Consider the following 22,412-nt stretch of genomic DNA (forward strand, 5'->3'; position numbering starts at 1 on the left):
GAATGAGCAGTGAAAGGTTATATGAGAAAGAGGTCGATGATATACATATAATAGCTAGGGGAATGGACAAAAACTATCCGATTTCATTGTAGAAAGGTAATCAACCGTTGCTATTCATCCAGCTTCTACTATATAATAGCTATAGTCTACAATAATTGAGTCGTAATATGCGATTTTTTAAGACAATCGGTGAGAAAACGCTGAAATAAGCGGTATTAGTAGGAGGACACAAATGATTACAGTAAGTAACGTTAGTTTGCGTTTCGCGGATCGCAAATTATTTGAAGATGTTAACATAAAATTCACGCCAGGTAACTGCTACGGTTTAATCGGAGCAAACGGTGCTGGTAAATCTACATTTCTAAAGATTTTATCTGGGGAAATTGAACCATCAACAGGTGACATACATATTACGCCAGGTGAGCGTCTAGCAGTATTAAAACAGAACCATTTCGAATATGAAGAGTTCCCAGTATTAGAAACAGTAATTATGGGTCACACGCAACTTTACAAAGTAATGCAAGAGAAAAATGCTATTTACATGAAAGAAGACTTTAGTGATGAAGATGGAATGCGCGCTGCTGAACTTGAAGGTGAGTTCGCTGAGCTTAACGGTTGGGAAGCTGAGTCAGAAGCTGCAATTCTTCTTAAAGGTTTAGGTATTGGTGAAGATCTTCATGATAAGAAATTGTCAGAATTAACTGGGGCAGAGAAAGTAAAAGTATTACTTGCTCAAGCTTTATTCGGTCAACCTGACATTCTATTATTAGATGAGCCTACCAACCACTTGGACTTAAAAGCGATTCAATGGTTAGAAAACTTCTTAATGAACTTTGAAAACACAGTTATCGTAGTATCCCATGACCGTCACTTCTTAAATAAAGTATGTACGCACATGGCTGACCTTGATTTCGGTAAAATTCAACTTTATGTTGGTAACTATGACTTCTGGTATGAGTCAAGCCAATTAGCTTTAAAATTAACACAAGATGCTAATAAGAAAAAAGAAGAGAAAGTAAAAGAGTTACAAAACTTCATTGCACGCTTTAGTTCAAACGCTTCTAAAGCGAAACAAGCAACTTCTCGTAAAAAATTATTAGACAAAATTACATTAGATGATATTAGACCGTCATCACGTCGTTACCCATTCGTTGGCTTCACACCTGAGCGTGAAGTAGGAAATGACTTATTAACTGTTGAAGGTCTTTCTAAAACAATTGATGGTGAAAAAGTGTTAGATAATGTGTACTTCACTTTAAATAAAGGTGATAAAGTTGCATTTATCGGCCGTAACGATATTGCGATGACAACATTATTTAAAATTCTTATGGGTGAAATGGAGCCGGATAGCGGTTCATTCAAATGGGGTGTTACAACCTCTCAATCTTACTTCCCAAGAGATAACTCTAAGTACTTTGAGAACAGTGATTACAACTTAGTTGAATGGTTACGTCAATTCTCTCCACAAGATGAGTCTGAAAGCTTCTTACGTGGTTTCTTAGGCCGTATGTTATTCTCAGGTGAAGAAGTTAAGAAGAACGTTTCTGTATTATCTGGAGGCGAAAAAGTTCGTTGTATGTTATCTAAAATGATGTTAAGTGGTGCGAACGTAATCACACTTGACGATCCAACGAACCACTTAGACCTTGAGTCAATCACAGCATTAAATAACGGTTTAATTGCATTCAAAGGTACAATCTTATTCACATCTCATGACCATCAGTTCGTGCAAACAATTGCAAACCGCATTATCGAAGTAACACCAAACGGCGTAATCGATAAAGAGGCTACTTATGATGAGTTCTTAGAAAATGAGGAACTTCAAAAACAAGTAGATGCAATGTACAAAGGTCAATAATATATAATGAAAAAACTCGCTCTTTTTAGAGCGAGTTTTTTTGTCGAGAAAACGTAACATCGCTGGTCGGTCAAATGAATAATTATTCAAATATAATATTAATGAACAGGAGAATTTTTTCATGTATGAAGGGATGTAATGACTTTAAGATTTAAAGAGTTAGTTGAAGAAGGGAAATGTAAGTGGAGTAATATAATCAAATCGTATTATTTTGTCATGTGAAATATGTACCAAATTTGGAGATAGAATAGTTTGCGAATGAGTTTATAAAGGTATATAGTATGGGGTGTCATAATTAGTGGATGAATCTTGGGGAAAACAGGAAATGTTACAAATTTATTTTGTTAAATAGAAACCAAGGTCAAAATGTCTAGAAAGAAATAGTTGAATAAATACTAGCTTCAAATTATAATTACTAATATTCTTCATATAGTTAAATAAAGATAATCTATTTGAAGAAGAAAATTTGAATAGAGAGACAGACTTATAAAAAAATAAGCCTTGGATGATCAAAAGAGGTGGAGAAATGAAACAGTTCTTATTAAAGAGCAAAAGCGTGTTAAGCAATCATTTTGGATTCTTTCTGTTTGCCGTTATTTTATTGTGGCTCAAAACATATGCAGCTTATGTAACGGAATTCAATTTAGGAATTTCAAACACAATTCAAAAATTCTTGCTGTTTTTTAACCCGCTTAGTTCAGCAGTTCTATTTTTAGGACTTGCATTATTTGCAAAAGGGAAACGATCTTATATTTGGTTAATTATCATTAATTTGTTATTGTCGATTCTTTTATACGCAAACGTAGTATACTATCGCTTTTTCAGTGACTTTATTACGTTCCCGACATTAACACAAACGAATAACTTTGGAGATTTAGGTGGTAGTATTCTTGCGTTGCTACATCTTTATGATCCATTATACTTCTTAGACACGATTATATTAATTGTGTTAGTCGCAACAAAATTTGCAAATCCAAAACCAATTCGTGTTGCGAAGCATAAATTATCTCTAGTATTTGTAGCAGGTATTTTATTATTCAGTGTTAACTTAGGTCTTGCAGAGTCTGACCGTCCTGAATTATTAACAAGAACGTTTGACCGTAATTATATTGTGAAATATTTAGGTGCATACAACTACACAATTTATGATGGAATTCAAAGTGCGAAAGCATCGACAGAACGAGCATTAGCTGATGGCGATAATATGACAGAAGTACGAAATTATTTAACATCAACTTATGCAAGTCCAAATCCTGAGTATTTCGGTAAAGGAAAGGGAATGAACGTAATTTACATTCATTTAGAGTCATTCCAAAACTTCTTAATTGATTACAAATTAAATGGTCAAGAAGTTACACCGTTCTTAAACTCATTTACAAAAGATGCGAATACACTTTATTTTGATAACTTCTTCCATCAAACAGGACAAGGGAAAACATCTGATGCGGAGTTTATGTTAGAGAATTCAATGTTTGGTTTACCGCAAGGTTCTGTCTTTACAACGAAATCTCATAATACGTATCAATCAGCACCAGCTATTTTAGGACAACAAGGATACACATCAGCAGTATTCCACGGTAACTACAAAACATTCTGGAACCGTGACGATATTTATAAATCATTTGGTTTTAATAAATTCTTTGATGCGTCATACTACGATATGAATGAAAAAGACGTAGTAAACTACGGGTTAAAAGATAAACCGTTCTTTAATGAATCTATTCCGTTATTACAAACGTTGAAACAACCGTTCTATACGAAGTTTATTACGTTATCGAACCATTTCCCTTATCCAATCGATAAGGCAGAAGCAACGATTGAACCAGCAACAACAGGTGATTCATCAGTAGATACGTACTTCCAAACAGCACGCTATTTAGATGAATCTGTAAAAGGCTTCATCGATTACTTGAAACAATCTGGTTTATATGATAACTCAATTATTGTTATGTACGGAGACCATTACGGTATTTCAGATAATCATAACGCAGCAATGTCAAAAGTAATGGGTAAAGAAATGAACTCATTTGAAAATGCACAGTTACAACGTGTACCATTAATCGTTCGTGTACCAGGAGTGAAAGGTGGCGTACAACATCAATACGGTGGTGAAATTGACGTTCTTCCAACGCTATTACACTTACTAGGTACAGATACAAAGAATTATGTTCAATTCGGTTCTGATTTATTATCACCAGATCATAAACAAGTCGTTGCGTTCCGTAACGGTAACTACGTAAGCCCAACAGTTACTGCACTAAACGGCAAATACTATGATACAACTACTGGAAAACCTGTAGAATTTACAGATGAAATAAAGAAAAATGAACAAATGGTTCAAAACTCACTAAAATACTCTGACCAAGTCGTGAATGGTGACTTATTACGATTCTACACACCGGAAGGATTCACTCCAGTAGATCGTTCGAAGTATAACTATAACAACCGCGATAAAAACAAAACGAAGGTAAAAACGACTCCGGAAGGGGAAGCTAAATAAATAATAAAAGGCGCTATTCATATGGATAGCGCCTTTTATTTGTAAATATACCATCATTATGAGACAGAACCAGCTGTTGCTTTTTGTTTAGCCTTTCCGAAGAAAACTACACCGATGATGATAATAATGATAAATGCCCATTTAACGAAAGGGTTACTTTCGAAAAATCCAGCGAACCATTTCTCATCTACAATCATTTTCGCGGCAGTATAAGCTAAAACGGCTGCTCCAATCGTAATGATGACAGGAAAACGATCTACCCATTTTAAAATCAATGTACTGCCCCATACGACTACTGGAATAGACACTAATAATCCGATGATTACTAAAGAAAAGTTACCATGGGCAGCTCCTGCAACAGCGAGTACATTATCGATGCCCATTAACGCATCAGCAATAATAATGGTTTTAATAGCAGACCAAAATCCTTCTTCGGCCTTAATATCATGATCTTTGCCTTCAGCAATTAATTTATAAGCAATCCATATAAGGAGTACACCACCAATTAGAAGTAGCCCTGGTATTTTTAACAACCAAACAACAACTAAGGTAGCGAGGGCTCTAATCGCGATTGCCCCGATAGTTCCCCATATAATAACTTTCTTTTGCTGATCTTTCGGTAATCTTCTTGCTGCTAATCCAATTACAATGGCATTATCACCGGCTAACACTAAATCAATTACAATGATGGCAAGTAGGGCGGACAAATATTCGGCTGAAAGAAAATCCATATACACATCACTCCTTAAGAGTAATATGTGCTAAAGTGTTGATAATATAAAAAATAGGATTGAATTTGTATATTCAATCCATAATTTCTTACTGTATTTTGATATATGTTTTAATTTCGTATAAGTCGCTTTTGTATTCTTTTTTGTTTATCGGTTCGCTTTCTTAATTTTCGATTCATCTTTTTAATGCGGTTTTCTTTTCTATTATCCCAGTTATCACTTCGAATTTTACTAATAGACTTATCTGTCTTAGCACGAAAACGTCTTACTTTTTTCACGAAGGAAAGGGGTGTTTTGCCGATAACACCTTGTTTTTCTAACGAATCCTCTTTACCTAGACACCAATCAGGATGAGATAATAAATAGTCGAAATCAAATATTATCCCGTATTCTTTATCCATATATGTATACCATTCATCTAAAGTACACTTATTTTTTGTATGTAAATATGTTGATCCATCAGTCATAGCACAGCACCAATAGTCAAAATAGCTCCATAGTACCCATTCTTTCGGTACATCTAGTGTTAAAATTACCATTTTTGAATTTGTTCTACCCCAAGCTTTATGATTTCGATTTGGGTAATTATTTGCTTCCCAGACCCAAATAGGATAGTTACCTTCGTAATGAGGCAATCTTGTTTTAGCGACGCGCACCATCCAGTCATATGAATATACATCGTCTGGATCGATGAATTCTTTATTACCTTCTAAATAACCAAGTTTCTTAAATTGTTTCCATGCTTCTTCAGTTTGTACTGTATATACGATCATATGGCACCTACTTATTTAAACTAAATTATAGTATAACATGTGATTTTGAATTTTTATTGATATTAGAGAAGGGGGAGTTTGAGTCGAATATACGAGGAGTAATTCCCAAAATGATAAAAAGACTTGATTCCCAGCTAAAGGAAATCAAGTCTTTTCATTACATACGATTATCATGCCAGAAGTTTAATGGGAAGTGTTCGTTCTCATTATATGCTTCTAATTCATATCCTTTTTCTTTCAGTCCTTTAATAATTCCAGGAACTGCTTTTACTGATTGTGGATGAATATCATGCATAAGGATAACTTCTGTTGGATTTGTAGCACCATGTAACACGTTTTCTACAATTTTAGCAGATGCAGCATCAACTTGCATTTTGTTATATTTCCAGTCTAAAGAATCAATTGTCCAATCCCAAACTTTTAAGCCATTTTCTACAACTTTGTTGCGAAGAGCTTCGTTTAATCCTGGCATAGAGCCGTAAGATGGACGAGTTAATACTGGTGATTTACCTAAAACACCAGCGATTAAGCCTTGGTCTTCCTTCATTTCATCTACGTAATGACCTTCAGTGTAAAGTTTCTTGTAGTTATGAGTCATACTGTGCATCCCAACGTAGTGACCTTCAGCATCTTCGCGTTTTACAAGATCAGGGAAAGCTTTTACGTTTGAACCAATTAGGAAGAATGTTGCTTTTGCATTTTCTTTCTTTAACATATCTAAAAGCTCAGCTGTGTATTTTCCAGGACCGTCATCAAATGTTAAATAAGCGACTTTTCTAACTTGCCCGTTATAATGTTTTGGAGCTTCTTTCGGAGCAAGAGATGTTTGAATCTCACTTACAAGTTGAACAGATTTTGCTTCATCCTCTGTACTAGCTAGAGCAGTATGTACTGATCCAAAAGCCACTTCGTATGTGAATAATACCCCCGCACAAACTAACATAGCCCTTTTTACTAAAGTTGTCATTCGAATTCCATTGTGCATAATTTTCCTTCTCTCTATAAAAGTTCTACTCTACTATATTAGCAATTATAGGTAGGGAAATGCAAAAAAACTTTTTTACAAGTGTAAAAAAGTTTATTCAAAAGTATGCAAGATTTTATATCAATTGCAGTTTTGAAAAATAGGATGAATTTAAACTTTATTATTTAAACTTTCAATCACCAAATCATACTTTCGTATCATTTCATTTTCGTTCCAATTATTGATTCGAATATTTTTGTTTTTTATTAAAATATTGGTAAAGAAACAATTACATGAAAAAAGGAGTGGGAATATGGATAATTATATTTGCACTACATGTGGAGTACAGTATCCCGAAAATGAAGAAGCACCTTCTCGCTGTAAAATTTGTAATGAGGAAAGACAATATGTTAATCCAATTGGGCAGTCATGGACAACATTAGAAACGATGCAAAATAGCAATTTATACAAAAACGAAATAATAAAAGAAGAAAGCGGTTTGTATAGCATTACTACTAAACCTAAATTTGCGATTGGACAAACAGCATTTTTAATACAAAGTAAAACTCTAAATGTTATGTGGGATTGCATTAGTTATTTAGATGATAAAACGATACAACGTATATATGATTTAGGTGGTATTCAAGCAATAGCACTTTCTCATCCACATTATTACTCTACACAAGTTAAATGGGCGGAAACATTCAATGTACCTATTTATATTCATGAAGATGATAAAGAGTGGGTGGTTCGTCCGAGTAAGCAAATTAAATTTTGGTCTGGGGAGCATCTGATATTATCAGAAGAACTTACATTGCATCGCTTAGGAGGCCATTTTAAGGGTGGAACTGTTATACATTGGAAAGACGGTAATGAAGGGAAAGGTATTTTGTTATCAGGTGATATTATACAAGTAGTTTCGGATCGGAAATGGGTAAGTTTTATGTATAGTTATCCCAATCTCATTCCATTACCAGCGAATAAAGTTAGAGATATGGCAGAGAAGGTAAAAGATATCCAATTTAGTCGACTATATAATGCATTTCATGGTGTGGTGGAAGATGCGAATAAAGCTGTACAAAGATCTGCTGATCGGTATATAAAGGCCCTGCAAGGAGAACTATTTCATACGTAATAGCTTGTAATTCATCTCTATATTTATATAGCTAATTTTATATGAATTTTATACTAAAGTCCTATTGTTTATTAACTAATAGGTCTTTCAACTTAGGAAGTTCACACTAATGAGGGATGTTAAAGGGAATATATGTAACCTATACTAATTACTATAAAGCTTTGGAAAATGAAAAGGAGGAGATTTGCATGAAGAATTGGGTTCAATTTAGAATTGCAAGACCAACAGATAAATTTGAAGAAGTGATAAGTTTTTATGAAACAGGATTAGGTTTAAAACGTATAGGGGAATTTCACAATCATGAAGGATATGATGGGGTTATGTTTGGCTTACCAGATGAAGAGTATCATTTGGAGTTTACTACACATGTTAATGGAAGTCCATGTCCGGCACCGACAAAAGATAATTTACTAGTTTTTTATATGCCTATTAAAGATGAAATTGAAAAGATAGTGAATCGATTAAGTAATATGGGCTATCATGAGGTAGAACCTGAAAACCCGTATTGGATAGAGAAAGGAACCACAATAGAGGATCCAGACGGTTGGAGAATTGTGCTTATGAATGCATCTGAATAAGAAAACTATTTTCATATGAAATAGAGTGTAACAAAATGATTTAGACATAAATCCCTACAGTGTTTGTAGGGATTTTTATATAAGAAATTTTTATTGAGAGAGTTATTAAAATGTAGAAAGTATTTTGGCTAAGAACAAATGTAGTAAACATAATTTATGAAGGAGGTATAAAAGTATGATAGTAAACCATTTTGAAGCGTTTTCTAAACATGTTGGAAATACACATCTTATTAAAAGTTCTTTCGTAGTTTATATCTTATTCTACGCAAAATTGATACCATCAAAAAACTGTATGTTTAACATGTACAGTTTTTGATGGTATAGCTGTGCAATGTTTAAAAATTTCACATACCGTATTTTAAAAATAAATATAGGAAAACCAAAAAGTAATGTAGAATATATCGTACATACATATATACAGTCAACATAAAAGATAAAGAGGTGGGTATATGTTACTTGAGGAAGTAATGCGGCAACTAGAGGAATATGGAACAGAACAAAATCGAAAAACGTATAAAAACCACGGAGCGAAAGAGCCGTTATTTGGAGTTAGTTTTGCGAATTTAAAATTGTTAAAAAAGAAGATAAAAAAAGATCACGATTTAGCAGTTGAATTGTGGGAAACGAAAAATATGGACGCAATGACATTAGCAACTTATATTTTAGACCCGAAAAAAATAACGACAGAACAGCTTAATAGTTGGATTCAGGATGTTGATTATTACTGTTTAATGGATGTTCTGATGACATCTATATGTACTTCGCCAATTGCAATAGAAAGAATGGAAGAGTGGACAAAGTCTAATGATGAATGGATTGGAAGAGCTGGCTGGTCTTTATTAGCAAATATAGCGATTAAAAATAAAACGTTACATGATGATTTCTTCTCTCCGTACTTAGAAGAGATTAAAGAAAATATACATAATGAAAAAAATCGAAAAAAAGAAGCGATGAATAGTGCTTTAATCGCAATAGGAATTCGTAATGAAGACTTAGAGCGACAAGCGATTGAAATTGCAAGTGAAATTGGAAAAATAGAGGTTGATCATGGTGCAACATCATGTAAAACACCAGATGCAGAAAGCTATATAAAAAAAGCGAGAGAAAGAGCTGAAAAAAAGAAAGTGAAATAAGAAAAGAGGATCGGTTATGAAACCAATTGAAGCAGCACAAAACATAATTACATTACAATTTCCGAATTGTGATGTAGCTTTACTCGGCGGAAGCGTTGCACGAGGAGAAGCGACGAAAACATCTGACCTTGACATTGTAATAGTCGATCAAAGTTTAACTTCTTGCTATAGAGAATCTTTCTATAGTAATGGATGGCCTGTTGAGGTGTTTGTTCATAATTTCGAAACATATAAAACCTTTTTCAAAATGGATTGTGATCGAGGGAGGCCGTCGTTACCACAATTAGTTTCAGAAGGGATTGCCTTAAAAGGGGAACAGGAAATTGTTGAGAAATTAAAAAAAGAAGCGAATGATTTACTACATAAAGGACCAGCTAAATGGACCGAAGAAACGATTAAGCAGAAGCGATATTTTATTACGGATACTTTAGATGACTTTATTGGTGCAACAAAAAGAGAAGAAGAATTGTTTATCGCTAATTTATTAGCCGATTTAGTACATGAATATGTATTAAGAGTAAATGGTAAGTGGCTTGGGAGTTCAAAATGGTTTATTAGAGTGCTAAAAAGATATGATGAGCAATATGCAAACAAATTTGTAGCCGCTTTTGATCATTTTTATAAAACGGGAGGGAAAAATGAATTAATTCATTTTATAGAAAAGACGTTAGAACAGTATGGTGGAAGAGTGTTCGAAGGATTTTCTATTGGTAAATAAAGAGAGGAGAAAAAAATGAATGTACCATATGTTCAATTAAGAGAATTGACACTAGATGATGTAGAAGATCGCTATCAATGGTCATTAGATAGAGATGTAACAAAGCATTTAGTCGTACCAGATCAATATCCTCCGTTCACTCGTGGAGATACGAGAAACTGGATTGAAGCTTGTATAAGCCGAAAAAATGGTTATGAACAAAGGGCAATCGTTACTGAGACAGGTATACATATTGGATGGGTAGACCTTAAAAATTTTGATAAAACAAATAAAAATGCTGAACTAGGAATTGCGATTGGAAATAAAGACTATTGGGGTAAAGGATTTGGAATGGCAGCTCTAAACAGCATGTTACAAATAGGTTTTTCTCAGTTTGAATTGGAGAAAATTTGGTTACGTGTAGATGAAGATAATACAAAAGCTAAAAAGAGTTATGAAAGTGCCGGATTTGTATGCGAAGGGTTAATGAGAAATGATCGATTGAGACAGGGAAAGTTCATTCATCGCTATCGTTACAGTATATTAAAAGAAGAGTATGAATCAAAAAAATAATAACCTATAAAAATATTATGTAAATTAAAAAGGGGAAAATAAAATGATTCGATTACTTACAAAAGCGGATGCAAAAAAATATTGGGAGTTGCGTTTACAAGCACTACAAGTAAATCCAGAAGCATTTATAACGACTTATGAAGAAGCAGTACGTCAAGAAAACCCTCTTGAACGAGTTGCTAGTAATCTTTCATCCAACAGTAGTTTTACATTTGGTGCTTTTAATAATGAAAATCGTTTAGTTGGGGTTGTTACTTTATTAACAGAAGAAAAAGACGCATATAAGCATAAAGGACATATCGTTGCAATGTATGTGGATACTGAAAATCGAAGAAGTGGTCTTGCACGTGATTTAATACGTAAAGCAATTGAAAGGGCAAAAGAGATGAAGCTAGAGCAATTGAATTTAGGGGTTGTGTCAACGAACGAACCAGCCAAACGATTATATGAGTCAATGGGATTTAAAACATACGGAATTGAAAAAAGGGCTATAAAAATGAATGGTGTGTATAGTGATGATGAACATATGGTGTTGTTCTTTTAAGAGAGGAAGTTTTGTATGAAAGATCTCCATTTAGAAAGTAAAATGGACCCTCAAGTAGCGATTTTGTATGCGACGGTTGCTGATACGTTTAATAGATTGCAAAGGTTAGTCGAAGGTACTGAAGAGAACGAACTATCCTATAAAGGGTCTGAAAATAATGAAAATAGTATTGGGCAGTTACTTCAGCATTTAGCAGTTGTTGATTTACATTGGGTGTATCGTTTCAAGGGAGAAGATGTTCCGCCAGCATTTGAAAATAAATATGGTCCTATGTTAAATGAAGTAGGAGAATTACCAAGTTTAAGAAAAAACACATTGCAAGAGTTAATGCAAGATTATGAAGCAGTGCAAAAATTGTTTTATGAAGAATGTATGAAACTAACAGAAACTGATTTAACGCGGGAAGTTTTGTATGAAAAAGGGGAAAACGCGACAATAAGATGGGGAATATGGCATATAGCAGATCATAATCGGTATCATCAAGCTCATATAAGTCGATTGAGGAAATTATACAGAGAATATAAACTACATATTCTTTAATTTTTGAATGAACGAACGCCCCTAAATAATAATTAAAGGAGGCGTTTGTTTTTATTCGTTCGCTTTTCTTCCCAAGCTATCATTAAATTTTTATGATAATCTTTTGGTTTCTCAATAGAAAACCAGTAAATTGAATGTGCAATAGTTGGTAGCCATCTTTTATAGCGGATGCGTATATTTTCATGGTGAGTATAGTGGGTCGAGATTAAAGTAGATTTTGACCCTTGAAAATTTTGATATGTAATGGCCTCGATTTCATACCAATGCACTTTATTCCCATGTAAATCTACTACAATTCCTTCATCATCCTAAAGTGAAATGTAAGTTTGAATGTAGATTTTTCATCGCGTATACTAAAATATAGGTCATAGAGATAAAAAATTAAATACAAGGGGTTTTACAATGAAAGCAATTGTTATAGGAATACTGGCATCATTTTTCTTTGCCTTTACTTTTGTTTTGAACAGGGCAATGGACTTAGAAGGTGGAAGCTGGATTTGGAGTGCATCATTACGGTATTATTTTATGGTTCCAATGCTATTACTTATTGTTATGTATAGAGGGAACTTAAAGCAACTCTTTCAATATATGAAAAACAATCCGAAAGAATGGTTAGTGTGGAGTATCGTTGGATTTGGTCTCTTTTATGCACCGCTTAGTTTTGCTGGAGCGTTCGGACCAGGTTGGCTCGTTGCATCAACATGGCAAATTACAATCGTTGCAGGGATTTTTTTAACACCATTTTTTGCGGTGGATCCACTACATAAAAAACTTCCGATGAAGGAATTAGTAATGTCGGGCATTATTTTATTCGGTGTCGTTCTCATGCAAGTAGAACATGCTTCTTCATTAGGTATTCGTGAAACCGTTTTATGTGTAGTTCCTGTACTTATTGCAGCATTTGCGTATCCTCTTGGAAATAGAAAAATGATGCAAGTTTGTAAAGGGGAATTAGATGTATTTCAGCGAGTACTCGGTATGACATTAGCAAGTTTACCATTTTGGTTTTTATTATCTGGTTACGAAGTATCAACAGGCGGATTACCGTCAAATAGCCAAGTTTTTCAATGTTTTATTGTAGCAGTTAGCTCTGGGTTAATCGCGACAGTATTATTTTTCTTTGCAACAGATCTTGTGAAAGATGATCCGCAAAAATTAGCAACAGTGGAAGCGACGCAGTCTGGTGAAGTTTTATTTGCGCTAGTAGGAGAGTTGATCTGGTTATCTGCACCAATCCCATCATCATTATCTTGGATTGGTATGAGTCTCGTTATTATTGGAATGATACTTCATAGTTATGTGGCTGTCGTTGTAAAAAAAGAAGAAAAAATAACGGCGTAATGAGATTAGCTCTTTTTATTAAGAGCTAGTCTTTTTTCATAGAAAGGGATGAAAGTATGAATTTACAGTGTGTTAAACAAATTGAGAAAGATTCAATATTAAATGTGCTACAATATGCCGTCGGTCCAAATGAAATAAGCTTAAAGAAGGCAGTAATATTTTATCAAAGTAATAAAGGGACTTTGTACAAATATGAAGAAAAAGCTTGTCTAGGTATTGAAATAATCGGAGAAACTAAAGCACGCATATGTCATATAGCAGTGGCTCCAGATTATCGTCAAAAAGGAATTGCACTGCAAATGATTAAAGAAGTGGTAAGGATATATCAATTGACTTATATAGAAGCGGAGACAGACGATGGGGCGGTAGAATTTTATAAAAGAATTGGTTTTCAAGTTAAAAGTTTAGGAGAAAAATATCCAGGGATAGAAAGACTTCATTGTTACATGGAAAAATAGTATAAAATATGCATATGGAGTATAGTTTGAAAAAATAGGATTTACATTTTTCTTCATTTCAAAAAAACTCTCGCTCATCATTATCTACGATTTTAATAGAGTTTTGAGGCTTCAGTATAATAATATACATATTTTTGTAGTAATGAATATGATTAAGTTAAAAATTAAGAAAAATATGATAATATATTTATATAAAAGTTTAAATTTACGTGGCTAGTGGGGGAACCAATATGAAAATGAATGAAATAGTAGCAAGTACACAATTTCCAAATACAATCGAAACAATAACAAAAGATTTAAAAGCATTAGGAGTCGAAAAAGGAATGACAATTATCGTTCATTCATCACTAAGTTCTATCGGGTGGATATCTGGTGGTGCCGTTGCTGTAGTAGAAGCATTAATGAAAGTTGTTACGGAAGAAGGAACGATAATAATGCCAACGCAATCTTCGGATTTGTCCGATCCGAAACATTGGTCAAGACCACCTGTACCGGAAGACTGGTGGCAAATTATCCGAGATAACGTCCCAGCATTTGATTCACGTATAACCCCAACAAGGGGAATGGGTGAAATAGTTGAATGTTTTCGTACATATCCGAATGTAGTACGTAGTAATCATCCGTTAGGAAGTTTTGCTGCATGGGGAAAACATGCAGTAGAAATAACAATGAACCATTCGTTATCAATGAGCTTTGGAGAAGAATCTCCATTAAGAAAAATATATGATTTAGACGGGTACGTATTATTAATTGGTGTTGGATATGATTCCAATACGTCTGTTCATTTATCCGAGGTGCGTTCTGGTGCATGTGAGTTAATACAAGTAGGAGCACCTATTATAGAAAACGGTGAAAGAGTGTGGAAAGAGTTTGTTGAAATGGATTACGAATCTGAGAAGTTTGTAGAAATTGGTGTGGAGTTTGAGCGAAAAGGAACTGTAAAAAATGGGAAGATAGGGAATGCAACGTGTCGTCTAATGAAACAGCGTGATATAGTTGACTTTGGAACAGAATGGTTTCGTAAGAAAAATTAGTAAGGGATGGTTACAATGAAGGGGAAAAAGGTATTAATTACGAGCGGTGGTTGTCTAGAAAAATGGGATCAAGTACGCGGGCATACGAATATGGCCAAAGGTACAATCGGAAGGATAATCGCAGAAGAACTTCTAGCTAAAGGGGCACATGTTATATATTTACACGGTTATTTTGCGGAGAAACCGAGTGATGTACATAGAGGGTTAGAATTACATCCATTTGAAGGAATCGTTGATTTACAAGATAAAATGAAAAGTATCATATCACATGAAAAGGTTGATGCAGTCATTATGGCAGCGGCTGGATCAGATTGGATTGTAGAGAAAATTTGTGATCAAGATGGTAATGTTCTTAATATGAACGGAAAAATTTCAAGTGATATAGCACCGATTATTCACTTTCAAAAGGCTCCAAAGGTATTAAAACAAATAAAAGAATGGGACCCAGAAACAGTACTTGTTGGTTTTAAACTTGAAAGTGATTTAAATGAAGAAGAACTGTTTGAAAGAGCAAAAAATAGAATGAAAGAAGCAAGGGCGAATGTAATGATTGCGAATTCACCACATTCTTTATATTCGCGCGGGGCTGTGCATTATGTAATTGGACAGGATGGTAAAGGGAAGTTGTGTAATGGGAAAGATGAAACAGCGAAAGAAATTGTCAAAAGCTTAGAGGTATTATGTAATCGTGTCACTGCTTTTTAAAATTAAGTTTTTAGATGAGAATGAATCCGCATAGTAATAAGTAAGCGAAACTTTAATTGGTGGGAATTTTACTTTTACACGAATGTGAAGCGTATACCAATCAAGAGCTATACACAGAATAATTGGTGAGGAGTGGATTCTATGGAACATTTATTAAAGCAAGCTATTAAACTTAGAAATGAAAAGAAATATGCGCAGTCTAAAGAGATGCTTATAGGATTAACAAACTTTACAAAGGATGCAGAAGTACTGTATCAGTGTGCGTGGATACATGATGTAATGGGGCTAGAAACAGAAGCAGTTCCGTATTATGAGCAGGCAATCGCAAATGGACTTGATGGCGAATCGCTTTGCGGTGCTTATATTGGTTTAGGAAGTACATATCGTTGTATAGGGGAATATGAAAAGGCAATTACAGTATTAGAAGCTGGGGTGAAAAAATTTCCAGAGAACGCTCCGATGAAAGTATTTTTATCATTAGCAAAATATAACGTAAACGATCACGAATCAGCGATGAAATTATTACTTGAAACTGTCGTGAAAGTAGAGGAAGTAAAAGAATTTGAACGTGCCATTTCATTTTATAAAGACCATTTAAATGAGGTTTTTAAATAAAGGAGTGAACGTATGAAGGTTACACTATCACGAAGGCGAAAAGGTATTTGGATTGGACTCGTCTCTTTAATTATGCTATCAAACTATTTATTGTATGCCCTTCCAATTGTACCAGTTGCGCCGAAAGAAGTTGTGCTTGGATCATTATTAGATTGCATGTTTGTCATTCCAATCATCACGTATTTCTTCATTATTCGAAAAAGATACTCGTTAACATATATAGTTCCTGTTGTAATAGCTGGTTATATTTTTGCAAGATTTATTATTCCAAGTGATTATTTACAAGCTTTTTCATTCATCTCTTATATTATTGTTGCGGCTGAAATTGCATTTGTAGGTCTAGAATTATTCCTTCTCTATAAAATTGTTAGAGTGCTTCCTAAAATAATAAAAAATATAAAGAATATAGAAGAGAAAATTATTCCTTTTCTTATGCAATTGATGCAGCGTTTGACGCTACTATGAAAAGAGGTAAGTTAATAGATGTCATTCTAACAGAGTGTAAGTTAATCTATTATGCGTTTTTATCGTGGCGTGAAAAAGTACCAACAGGTAAATCTGTATACTCATATCATAAAAAGACTGGTGCTATAGGTGTGTATATCATGATTATTCACGCAACAGCAATTGAAAGCATTGGTTTTCATTATTTACTACATCAGTGGAATCCAGTAATAGCATGGATTTTACTTATTTTAAATGTATACGCGATGATTTATTTTATAGCTGAAATACAAGCGATGCGCAAAAATCCACTTGTCGTAACAGAAGAACAAGTAATCATTCAAATCGGATTAGGAAAGAAAATTGTTATGCCATTTACACAAATTGATAATATTGCGTTCTACAAGGGTGAATTGCTAACGGAAAAAGAAGGGAAGCAGGTATTGGATGCAACTGTTATGGAGTTCATAAAAGAACCTGCTACTTTTGAAATAACATTAAAAGAGCCAGTGAAAGCGCAGTTGTTATACGGCTTTTCTAAAACAGTAAGTCGTGTTTACTTAAATGTTGATGAAGAACGAAAATTTTATGATGCGGTTAATGAAAAGTTAAAACATGAGTAATAGTACTGTTAGTTGCATGAAAACAAATGAGTTTCCGTTAGAAGTGAAAAAATATGAAACATGGATAGTGAAAAACTCTTTCTAAATAAGAAGGAGTTTTATTATGTACTTGTATAAATCATTATATAAAAACTATACACTTCTTTATCACTACATAAATAGATATAATTGAGGATAGAACTAGCATAAGGGAAACAAAATAATGAATAAGTTACTTACATCGAAAATTGAAATTATAGAAAGAAAAATCCGGTATAACTCAACAATAGTAGATCACAATTGCTTATTACTTGAAAAGCAATCACAAAGTATCGTTTTATTTCACGAGGTGCAGTATTCATTTACAATGACTGCAAATGATACTAAGTTAACAATCCCAAAAGGGAGTTATACAATCGCATATTACTGGAGAGATCGTCCGTACAATTTATACGTATGGAGAGATATAAAAGGAAAGTATTTAGGTTCCTATTTTAATATCGTAAAAAACACACAAATAAAAGATGAAGTGGTTTCCTTTGAAGATTTAATCATCGATATTATGGTACTTCCAAATGGAGAATACTTCATATTGGATGAGGATGAATTACCAGAACCATTAGGAAATTTCGAAGGTGGTTATGTGAAGAAAGCTCTTTATGGATTAAAAGAAATCATTCAAAAAGAGCTGCCACCAATAGTTTTGGAGACAGCCAGGGTGCAGAGGAAATAAAATTTAATTACATAAATATTTTGAATGGGAATGAGTAGTCTCAAGTTATATGATCTAACTTTTTTGATAAATCTAAGGTTAGTAGCATATCTCTTGAGATTACTCTTTTTTTGTAGAAATTTCGTCGCTTAGTTATTAAATCGATTTTAAATTTATGAAATAATATTGACTGAATCAAGTTCAGTCGTTTATGATTGAATCAGATTCAGTCGTGGTGAAAACAGTGTAGGAGATGACGTATGAAAAGAATATCAAAAGAACCAGATGTAAGACGCCAAGAGTTAATGGATATTGGTTTTGAACTATATATGAAAAATGGTATGAAAGGATTTGGCATAAAAGATGTTGTGAATCATGCAGGTGTAGCAACGGGCTTATTTTATTATTACTTCAAGTCTAAAGAGAATTTTGTTGATGAAGTTTTAAATGACTGTATTGTGAAAAATATGGAGTTAATTGAAGAAATACTTGTTTCAAATGAAAGGTCTGTCATGCAAAAGATGAAAGATTCACTAGATATATTTTGGACATTTATTGAAAAGTTAGCACCCTATAAAAATGTGAGTTCGTTTCAGACGGAACAACATTTTCAACTGGAACAGAAATTATTCGCACGTATGCAACCGTTAATTAGACAAGTAATTGAAGAGGGAATAAACATAGGGGTTTTTTATACTGATAACTCATTATTAGCTTCTGGGTTTATTCTATACGGTCTTAGCAGTATTGCTCATTCAGAAGTAAAGTTGAATCTAGATACAAAACATGAAATGGTTAATTTAGTATTAACTACACTACGATACAATCAAAAGGAAGGAGAAAGTTTATGAAAATTATTATCGATGGAAATAATATCTCACAAGAGCAACTTATAAAATGGAAAAGAGAACGGATAAAAAAGTATTATATACATTAGGACATAAAGAGCTTGAAATAAATGATACAGACGTCATGATAAAACAGCTAACGGAAATAAAGTTGCGATATACATACAATGAAATGTACGAAAAGTTGAAATCAAAACTTAGATTAAGTGCATTAGGTATGCGTATCTGTACTCTTTTATCTGGTGATAGACGAAAATTTTCAAAAACTAGTATTTATTTAGACGGGATTACAGCAGAAGTAGCTATACATGGAATTGATAGTTTGATGCTTGAACAATCACGTGAAAATAACAAAGTGAATTTATCTGCTTGTCCTGATCACTATGTACTAAGACCCTTTGGGGAAAATGAATTAGAGGTTATCGAAACTACTGGTAATTCTCCGTTTCCAGTTCAATTTTTCATTGTTTTTGGTGACGAAACCGGATTGAAAACACCGAGAGATAAATCTTATCAATACCAATCAACAGGTGTTGCACGTATGAAAGATGGTACTACTATTGGTGGAGTTCGACATCAATTTAAAGATACTGATAAAGGGATAGAAGTAAGTCTAGTTGTTGAGTTCCCAGTCCTTTGTCCTAATAGTCTAATTAAATCCCATCAAATGCATTTAGCGTGTGAGTTTTCTTATTGGTTACAGTGGATTAAAGATCAGAAAAAATAGTAAGTAAACGTCGTTTAAATAAACAAAAGTAAAATGTTCAAACAAATCATATGTATGTTTTAATAAAACCTAGTTGACTTATCGGAAATATTTGTATAATATGTACTTAATTCCATAACGTATTGCTGATTGGAGAAACCAAAGGCATTTTATCAACAGATAAAATGCCTTTGGTTTTTTTATTGCACAAATACTGAATCTGTTCATTTATATGAATCATTTTAAGGAGGGGAAGAAATGACTGTTTCAATTGATGGGGTATCAAAATATTTTTTGAAACAAACTGGTACGGTTCAAGTGCTAGAGAATATTAATTTTCAATTAGAGGAAGGGGATTTTGTTACAGTAATTGGTCCGAGTGGGTGCGGAAAAAGTACATTACTAAAAATTGTTGCAGGTCTAGATAATGATTTTGAAGGTGAAGTTGTTATTGACGGGGAGCCTATCTTAAAAACGAGCAAGAAACAAGGTTTTATTTTTCAAGAACATAGGCTTTTTCCATGGTTAACAGTTGAAGAAAATATAGCGGCAGATTTGTCGTTAAAAGATAAGTATGTGAAAGATAAGGTGAGAGAATGGGTTGAAATCGTTCGGTTAGATGGCTTTGAAAAATCGTATCCGAAAGAAATTTCAGGCGGGATGTCACAACGTGTTGCGATAGCGAGAGCGTTATTAAGAGATCCAAATGTATTATTACTTGATGAACCTTTTGGAGCGCTGGATGCTTTTACTCGAAGTCATTTACAAGAAGTATTGCTAAATATTTGGGGGCAGAAGAAAACAACAATGATATTCGTTACACATGATATAGACGAAGCGATATATCTTTCAAACCGAATCATCATTATGAGTGCAAAACCAGGGAAAATACATAAAGTGATTGAAAATAATTTGCCTTATCCGCGAAATAAAACTTCTCAATCGTTCCAACAACTTCGAACGAAAGTATTACAGCAGTTTGAATATGGAGGGTTGATTCAAACAAGTATATAGGAAAAGGGTGATTTTATATGTATAAAAAATTTAAAATTCTTTCTTTTGCTTTAGCTATATCAGTATGTTTATTAGGATGTGAAAAAAGTACAGCAAGTAGTAAGAAAGAAGATGTAACAATACAAATTGGTATACAGCAAGGGTTAAGCCCGCTATTACTAGCAAAGAAAAAGGGGTGGTTTGAAGAGGAGTTTAAAAAAGAAGGAGTTAAAGTGAAATGGACAGAGTTCCAAAGTGGACCTCCTTATTTTGAAGCAATCGCATCAAACCGATTAGACTTTGGTGAAGTAGGGAATTCTCCAGTCATTTCAGCGCAAGCAGCAGGTATTGGATTTACCGAAATCGCCAATACAAGTTATGCGAGAAAAGGAACTGGAATTCTCGTTCAAAAAGATAGCAAGATTGCGAGTGTAAAAGAGTTAAAAGGTAAAAAAATTGCAGTAGCAAAAGGAAGTAGTGCCTTTAATTTATTGTATCGAGCACTTGATAAAGAAGGGATTGATGCAAAAGAGGTAAATGTCATTCAATTACAACCAGATGAAGCGCAGCCTGCATTCGAATCAGGATCAGTAGATGCATGGGCGATTTGGGACCCTTTCATATCATTACATACGTTAAATAAAGGTGCGAAGGTGATTGCAGACGGTGAAACATTAAATGTCTCTTCACCAGAATTTTTAATTACGAGAACAAAATTTGCGAAAGAACATCCAGAATTAGTTGAGAAATTCCTCAAAGTTTATGAGAAAGCACGTGTATGGCAAGATGCTAACTTAGATGAAGCAATAAAAGTATATACTTCTGTAAAAAAGATAGATGCGGAGATCGTAAAAGAAGTGTTTAATCACGACAAACCAATTTTAGTTCCGGTAACGAAGGAAATAATAGCAGAACAACAAAAGACAGCGGATTTTCAATATAAGCTCGGTTCTATAAAGAAAGAAATTAAGGCGGAAAAAGTTTTAGATAATTTTTTCGTAGAAAAAGCATTGAAAGCGAAGTGAAAAGAGGTTTTGTAAAGTGGAAAATACGAAAGCTGTTATGAAACCAGCGAGTATAACGATTGAGAAAAACAGAGTTAAGAATGTGCGAAAGTTAAATGTAAAAGTTTTAGTAAGGGCGATTACTATACCGGTTATTATATTAATAATTTGGCAGTTAGCTGGCGTATTCGGCCTTGTTTCTAAAACAGTTTTACCAACACCATTAGATATTTTTTTAGCTTTCCAAGAGCTTATTAAAACAGGAGAGTTATTCGGCCATTTAAGTATTAGTGTATTCAGGGCTGCGGCTGGTTTCTTTATTGGTGGGGGCTTAGGAATCATTTTAGGAACGATTGTTGGATTTTCAACGAGAAGTGAGCAATATTTAGATCCATCTGTGCAAATGTTAAGAACTGTACCTCATCTAGCTGTTGCGCCACTTTTCGTATTATGGTTCGGTTTTGGTGAAACATCGAAAGTGTTATTAATTGCAGATGGTGCATTTTTTCCTTTATACGTAAACGCATTTTTAGGTATTAGAGGTGTGGATTCAAAGTTATTTGATGTTGCGAGAGTGTTAGAGTTTAGCAAAAGAAAACTAATTACGAAACTCATTTTACCATCTGCATTGCCTAACCTTTTACTAGGAGCAAGGTTATCGTTAGGTGTTGCATGGGTGAGTTTAGTAGTAGCAGAACTTATGGGATCTACAGAAGGTATTGGTTATATGATTATGGATGCAAGGCAATTTTCAAATACAGATATCGTATTTGTCGGCATAATTATCTTTGCATTTGTTGGGAAGTTTTCTGACTCTCTAGTACGTTTACTAGAAGCGAAGTTTTTAAGATGGCGAGATAATTTTAAAGGTGAGACTGGGAATTAACATATAAATTATTAGGGGTAATTTATATAGAATGTGTT

The 22,412-nt window shown here is 33.8% G+C and carries 21 protein-coding genes and 3 pseudogenes; 21 read left to right on the forward strand and 3 right to left on the reverse strand.

Going from position 1 to position 22,412, the window contains the following annotated elements:
• The first annotated feature begins 232 nt into the window (after positions 1 to 232).
• Entirely contained in the window at positions 233 to 1,858 is a 1,626-nt protein-coding gene (locus IQ781_RS01410; protein WP_000633864.1) for an ABC-F family ATP-binding cassette domain-containing protein, read from the forward strand.
• A 526-nt stretch (positions 1,859 to 2,384) separates the two neighbouring features.
• Complete coding sequence (ltaS, locus tag IQ781_RS01415; protein WP_000808770.1) at positions 2,385 to 4,358, forward strand: lipoteichoic acid synthase; 1,974 nt, start codon at positions 2,385 to 2,387, stop codon at positions 4,356 to 4,358.
• A 56-nt stretch (positions 4,359 to 4,414) separates the two neighbouring features.
• Here the strand turns inward: ltaS and IQ781_RS01420 are convergent, their stop codons facing one another.
• The 3 genes from IQ781_RS01420 to IQ781_RS01430 form a co-directional block, all read right to left on the reverse strand.
• Complete coding sequence (locus IQ781_RS01420; RefSeq protein WP_000346930.1) at positions 4,415 to 5,089, reverse strand: TerC family protein; 675 nt, start codon at positions 5,087 to 5,089, stop codon at positions 4,415 to 4,417.
• Positions 5,090 to 5,199: 110 nt separating this feature from the next.
• Positions 5,200 to 5,862: a DUF3841 domain-containing protein gene (locus IQ781_RS01425; RefSeq protein ID WP_063220330.1), complete on the reverse strand. Its 663-nt coding sequence runs from the start codon at positions 5,860 to 5,862 to the stop codon at positions 5,200 to 5,202.
• A 157-nt stretch (positions 5,863 to 6,019) separates the two neighbouring features.
• Positions 6,020 to 6,847 (reverse strand): peptidoglycan-N-acetylglucosamine deacetylase, encoded by an 828-nt coding sequence (locus IQ781_RS01430; protein WP_000551452.1) that lies wholly within the window; start codon positions 6,845 to 6,847, stop codon positions 6,020 to 6,022.
• Between the two features lie 292 nt (positions 6,848 to 7,139).
• Between IQ781_RS01430 and IQ781_RS01435 the strand changes: the two genes are divergently transcribed.
• From IQ781_RS01435 to IQ781_RS01525, 19 genes and pseudogenes are all read left to right on the forward strand, one after another.
• A complete protein-coding gene (locus tag IQ781_RS01435; RefSeq protein ID WP_000371021.1) occupies positions 7,140 to 7,961 on the forward strand; it encodes an MBL fold metallo-hydrolase in 822 nt (273 codons plus the stop codon).
• Between the two features lie 188 nt (positions 7,962 to 8,149).
• Complete coding sequence (locus IQ781_RS01440; RefSeq protein WP_000800667.1) at positions 8,150 to 8,539, forward strand: VOC family protein; 390 nt, start codon at positions 8,150 to 8,152, stop codon at positions 8,537 to 8,539.
• Positions 8,540 to 8,988: 449 nt separating this feature from the next.
• Entirely contained in the window at positions 8,989 to 9,672 is a 684-nt protein-coding gene (locus tag IQ781_RS01445) for a DNA alkylation repair protein (RefSeq protein ID WP_000923471.1), read from the forward strand.
• Between the two features lie 16 nt (positions 9,673 to 9,688).
• A pseudogene (locus tag IQ781_RS01450) lies at positions 9,689 to 10,449 on the forward strand (nucleotidyltransferase domain-containing protein).
• Entirely contained in the window at positions 10,406 to 10,942 is a 537-nt protein-coding gene (locus tag IQ781_RS01455; RefSeq protein WP_063220332.1) for a GNAT family N-acetyltransferase, read from the forward strand. Before IQ781_RS01450 ends, IQ781_RS01455 begins: the two are co-directional and overlap by 44 nt.
• Positions 10,943 to 10,985: 43 nt before the next feature.
• Positions 10,986 to 11,486: a GNAT family N-acetyltransferase gene (locus IQ781_RS01460; RefSeq protein WP_000620314.1), complete on the forward strand. Its 501-nt coding sequence runs from the start codon at positions 10,986 to 10,988 to the stop codon at positions 11,484 to 11,486.
• A 15-nt stretch (positions 11,487 to 11,501) separates the two neighbouring features.
• Positions 11,502 to 12,026 (forward strand): DinB family protein, encoded by a 525-nt coding sequence (locus IQ781_RS01465; RefSeq protein ID WP_063220333.1) that lies wholly within the window; start codon positions 11,502 to 11,504, stop codon positions 12,024 to 12,026.
• Between the two features lie 402 nt (positions 12,027 to 12,428).
• Complete coding sequence (locus IQ781_RS01470) at positions 12,429 to 13,367, forward strand: DMT family transporter (RefSeq protein WP_074047321.1); 939 nt, start codon at positions 12,429 to 12,431, stop codon at positions 13,365 to 13,367.
• A gap of 56 nt (positions 13,368 to 13,423) precedes the next feature.
• Positions 13,424 to 13,825 (forward strand): GNAT family N-acetyltransferase, encoded by a 402-nt coding sequence (locus IQ781_RS01475; protein WP_001053116.1) that lies wholly within the window; start codon positions 13,424 to 13,426, stop codon positions 13,823 to 13,825.
• Positions 13,826 to 14,055: 230 nt separating this feature from the next.
• A complete protein-coding gene (locus IQ781_RS01480; RefSeq protein WP_000783346.1) occupies positions 14,056 to 14,859 on the forward strand; it encodes an AAC(3) family N-acetyltransferase in 804 nt (267 codons plus the stop codon).
• 15 nt (positions 14,860 to 14,874) lie between these two features.
• Positions 14,875 to 15,564 carry a phosphopantothenoylcysteine decarboxylase domain-containing protein gene (locus IQ781_RS01485; protein ID WP_000676726.1) on the forward strand — a complete coding sequence of 230 codons (690 nt, stop codon included), beginning with the start codon at positions 14,875 to 14,877 and terminating at the stop codon, positions 15,562 to 15,564.
• 141 nt (positions 15,565 to 15,705) lie between these two features.
• Positions 15,706 to 16,179, forward strand: coding sequence for a tetratricopeptide repeat protein (locus IQ781_RS01490; protein WP_000400636.1), 474 nt, complete (start codon positions 15,706 to 15,708; stop codon positions 16,177 to 16,179).
• Between the two features lie 12 nt (positions 16,180 to 16,191).
• Positions 16,192 to 17,246, forward strand: a pseudogene (locus IQ781_RS01495) (hypothetical protein).
• A gap of 202 nt (positions 17,247 to 17,448) precedes the next feature.
• Positions 17,449 to 17,958, forward strand: a complete 510-nt coding sequence (locus tag IQ781_RS01500) for a ribonuclease FAU-1 family protein (RefSeq protein WP_001037884.1) — start codon at positions 17,449 to 17,451, stop codon at positions 17,956 to 17,958.
• A gap of 239 nt (positions 17,959 to 18,197) precedes the next feature.
• On the forward strand, positions 18,198 to 18,788 hold the full coding sequence (locus IQ781_RS01505; protein ID WP_063220335.1) for a TetR/AcrR family transcriptional regulator: 591 nt from the start codon (positions 18,198 to 18,200) through the stop codon (positions 18,786 to 18,788).
• Positions 18,785 to 19,512 (forward strand): annotated as a pseudogene (locus IQ781_RS01510) (hypothetical protein). The gene IQ781_RS01505 and the pseudogene IQ781_RS01510 overlap by 4 nt, the downstream one beginning before the upstream one ends.
• 237 nt (positions 19,513 to 19,749) lie before the next feature.
• Positions 19,750 to 20,505, forward strand: a complete 756-nt coding sequence (locus IQ781_RS01515; RefSeq protein WP_139846748.1) for an ABC transporter ATP-binding protein — start codon at positions 19,750 to 19,752, stop codon at positions 20,503 to 20,505.
• A 17-nt stretch (positions 20,506 to 20,522) separates the two neighbouring features.
• Complete coding sequence (locus tag IQ781_RS01520) at positions 20,523 to 21,509, forward strand: aliphatic sulfonate ABC transporter substrate-binding protein (protein WP_139846749.1); 987 nt, start codon at positions 20,523 to 20,525, stop codon at positions 21,507 to 21,509.
• 16 nt (positions 21,510 to 21,525) lie between these two features.
• Positions 21,526 to 22,374: an ABC transporter permease gene (locus IQ781_RS01525; RefSeq protein WP_000432128.1), complete on the forward strand. Its 849-nt coding sequence runs from the start codon at positions 21,526 to 21,528 to the stop codon at positions 22,372 to 22,374.
• Positions 22,375 to 22,412 lie beyond the last annotated feature (38 nt).

It is taken from the genome of Bacillus sp. N447-1 (genome assembly GCF_022701035.1).
GTDB lineage: Bacteria > Bacillota > Bacilli > Bacillales > Bacillaceae_G > Bacillus_A > Bacillus_A cereus.

Bases quoted from the DNA above. Each gene is read 5' to 3' on its own strand.
- IQ781_RS01470 (WP_074047321.1), top strand. From the start codon at position 12,429: ATGAAAGCAATTGTTATAGGAATACTGGCATCATTTTTCTTTGCCTTT.
- IQ781_RS01500 (WP_001037884.1), top strand. From the start codon at position 17,449: ATGAATAAGTTACTTACATCGAAAATTGAAATTATAGAAAGAAAAATC.
- ltaS (WP_000808770.1), top strand. From the start codon at position 2,385: ATGAAACAGTTCTTATTAAAGAGCAAAAGCGTGTTAAGCAATCATTTT.
- IQ781_RS01440 (WP_000800667.1), top strand. From the start codon at position 8,150: ATGAAGAATTGGGTTCAATTTAGAATTGCAAGACCAACAGATAAATTT.
- IQ781_RS01485 (WP_000676726.1), top strand. From the start codon at position 14,875: ATGAAGGGGAAAAAGGTATTAATTACGAGCGGTGGTTGTCTAGAAAAA.
- IQ781_RS01430 (WP_000551452.1), bottom strand. From the start codon at position 6,847: ATGCACAATGGAATTCGAATGACAACTTTAGTAAAAAGGGCTATGTTA.
- IQ781_RS01490 (WP_000400636.1), top strand. From the start codon at position 15,706: ATGGAACATTTATTAAAGCAAGCTATTAAACTTAGAAATGAAAAGAAA.
- IQ781_RS01435 (WP_000371021.1), top strand. From the start codon at position 7,140: ATGGATAATTATATTTGCACTACATGTGGAGTACAGTATCCCGAAAAT.
- IQ781_RS01475 (WP_001053116.1), top strand. From the start codon at position 13,424: ATGAATTTACAGTGTGTTAAACAAATTGAGAAAGATTCAATATTAAAT.
- IQ781_RS01425 (WP_063220330.1), bottom strand. From the start codon at position 5,862: ATGATCGTATATACAGTACAAACTGAAGAAGCATGGAAACAATTTAAG.
- IQ781_RS01455 (WP_063220332.1), top strand. From the start codon at position 10,406: ATGAATGTACCATATGTTCAATTAAGAGAATTGACACTAGATGATGTA.
- IQ781_RS01505 (WP_063220335.1), top strand. From the start codon at position 18,198: ATGAAAAGAATATCAAAAGAACCAGATGTAAGACGCCAAGAGTTAATG.
- IQ781_RS01420 (WP_000346930.1), bottom strand. From the start codon at position 5,089: ATGGATTTTCTTTCAGCCGAATATTTGTCCGCCCTACTTGCCATCATT.
- IQ781_RS01445 (WP_000923471.1), top strand. From the start codon at position 8,989: ATGTTACTTGAGGAAGTAATGCGGCAACTAGAGGAATATGGAACAGAA.
- IQ781_RS01460 (WP_000620314.1), top strand. From the start codon at position 10,986: ATGATTCGATTACTTACAAAAGCGGATGCAAAAAAATATTGGGAGTTG.
- IQ781_RS01520 (WP_139846749.1), top strand. From the start codon at position 20,523: ATGTATAAAAAATTTAAAATTCTTTCTTTTGCTTTAGCTATATCAGTA.
- IQ781_RS01480 (WP_000783346.1), top strand. From the start codon at position 14,056: ATGAAAATGAATGAAATAGTAGCAAGTACACAATTTCCAAATACAATC.
- IQ781_RS01410 (WP_000633864.1), top strand. From the start codon at position 233: ATGATTACAGTAAGTAACGTTAGTTTGCGTTTCGCGGATCGCAAATTA.
- IQ781_RS01465 (WP_063220333.1), top strand. From the start codon at position 11,502: ATGAAAGATCTCCATTTAGAAAGTAAAATGGACCCTCAAGTAGCGATT.
- IQ781_RS01515 (WP_139846748.1), top strand. From the start codon at position 19,750: ATGACTGTTTCAATTGATGGGGTATCAAAATATTTTTTGAAACAAACT.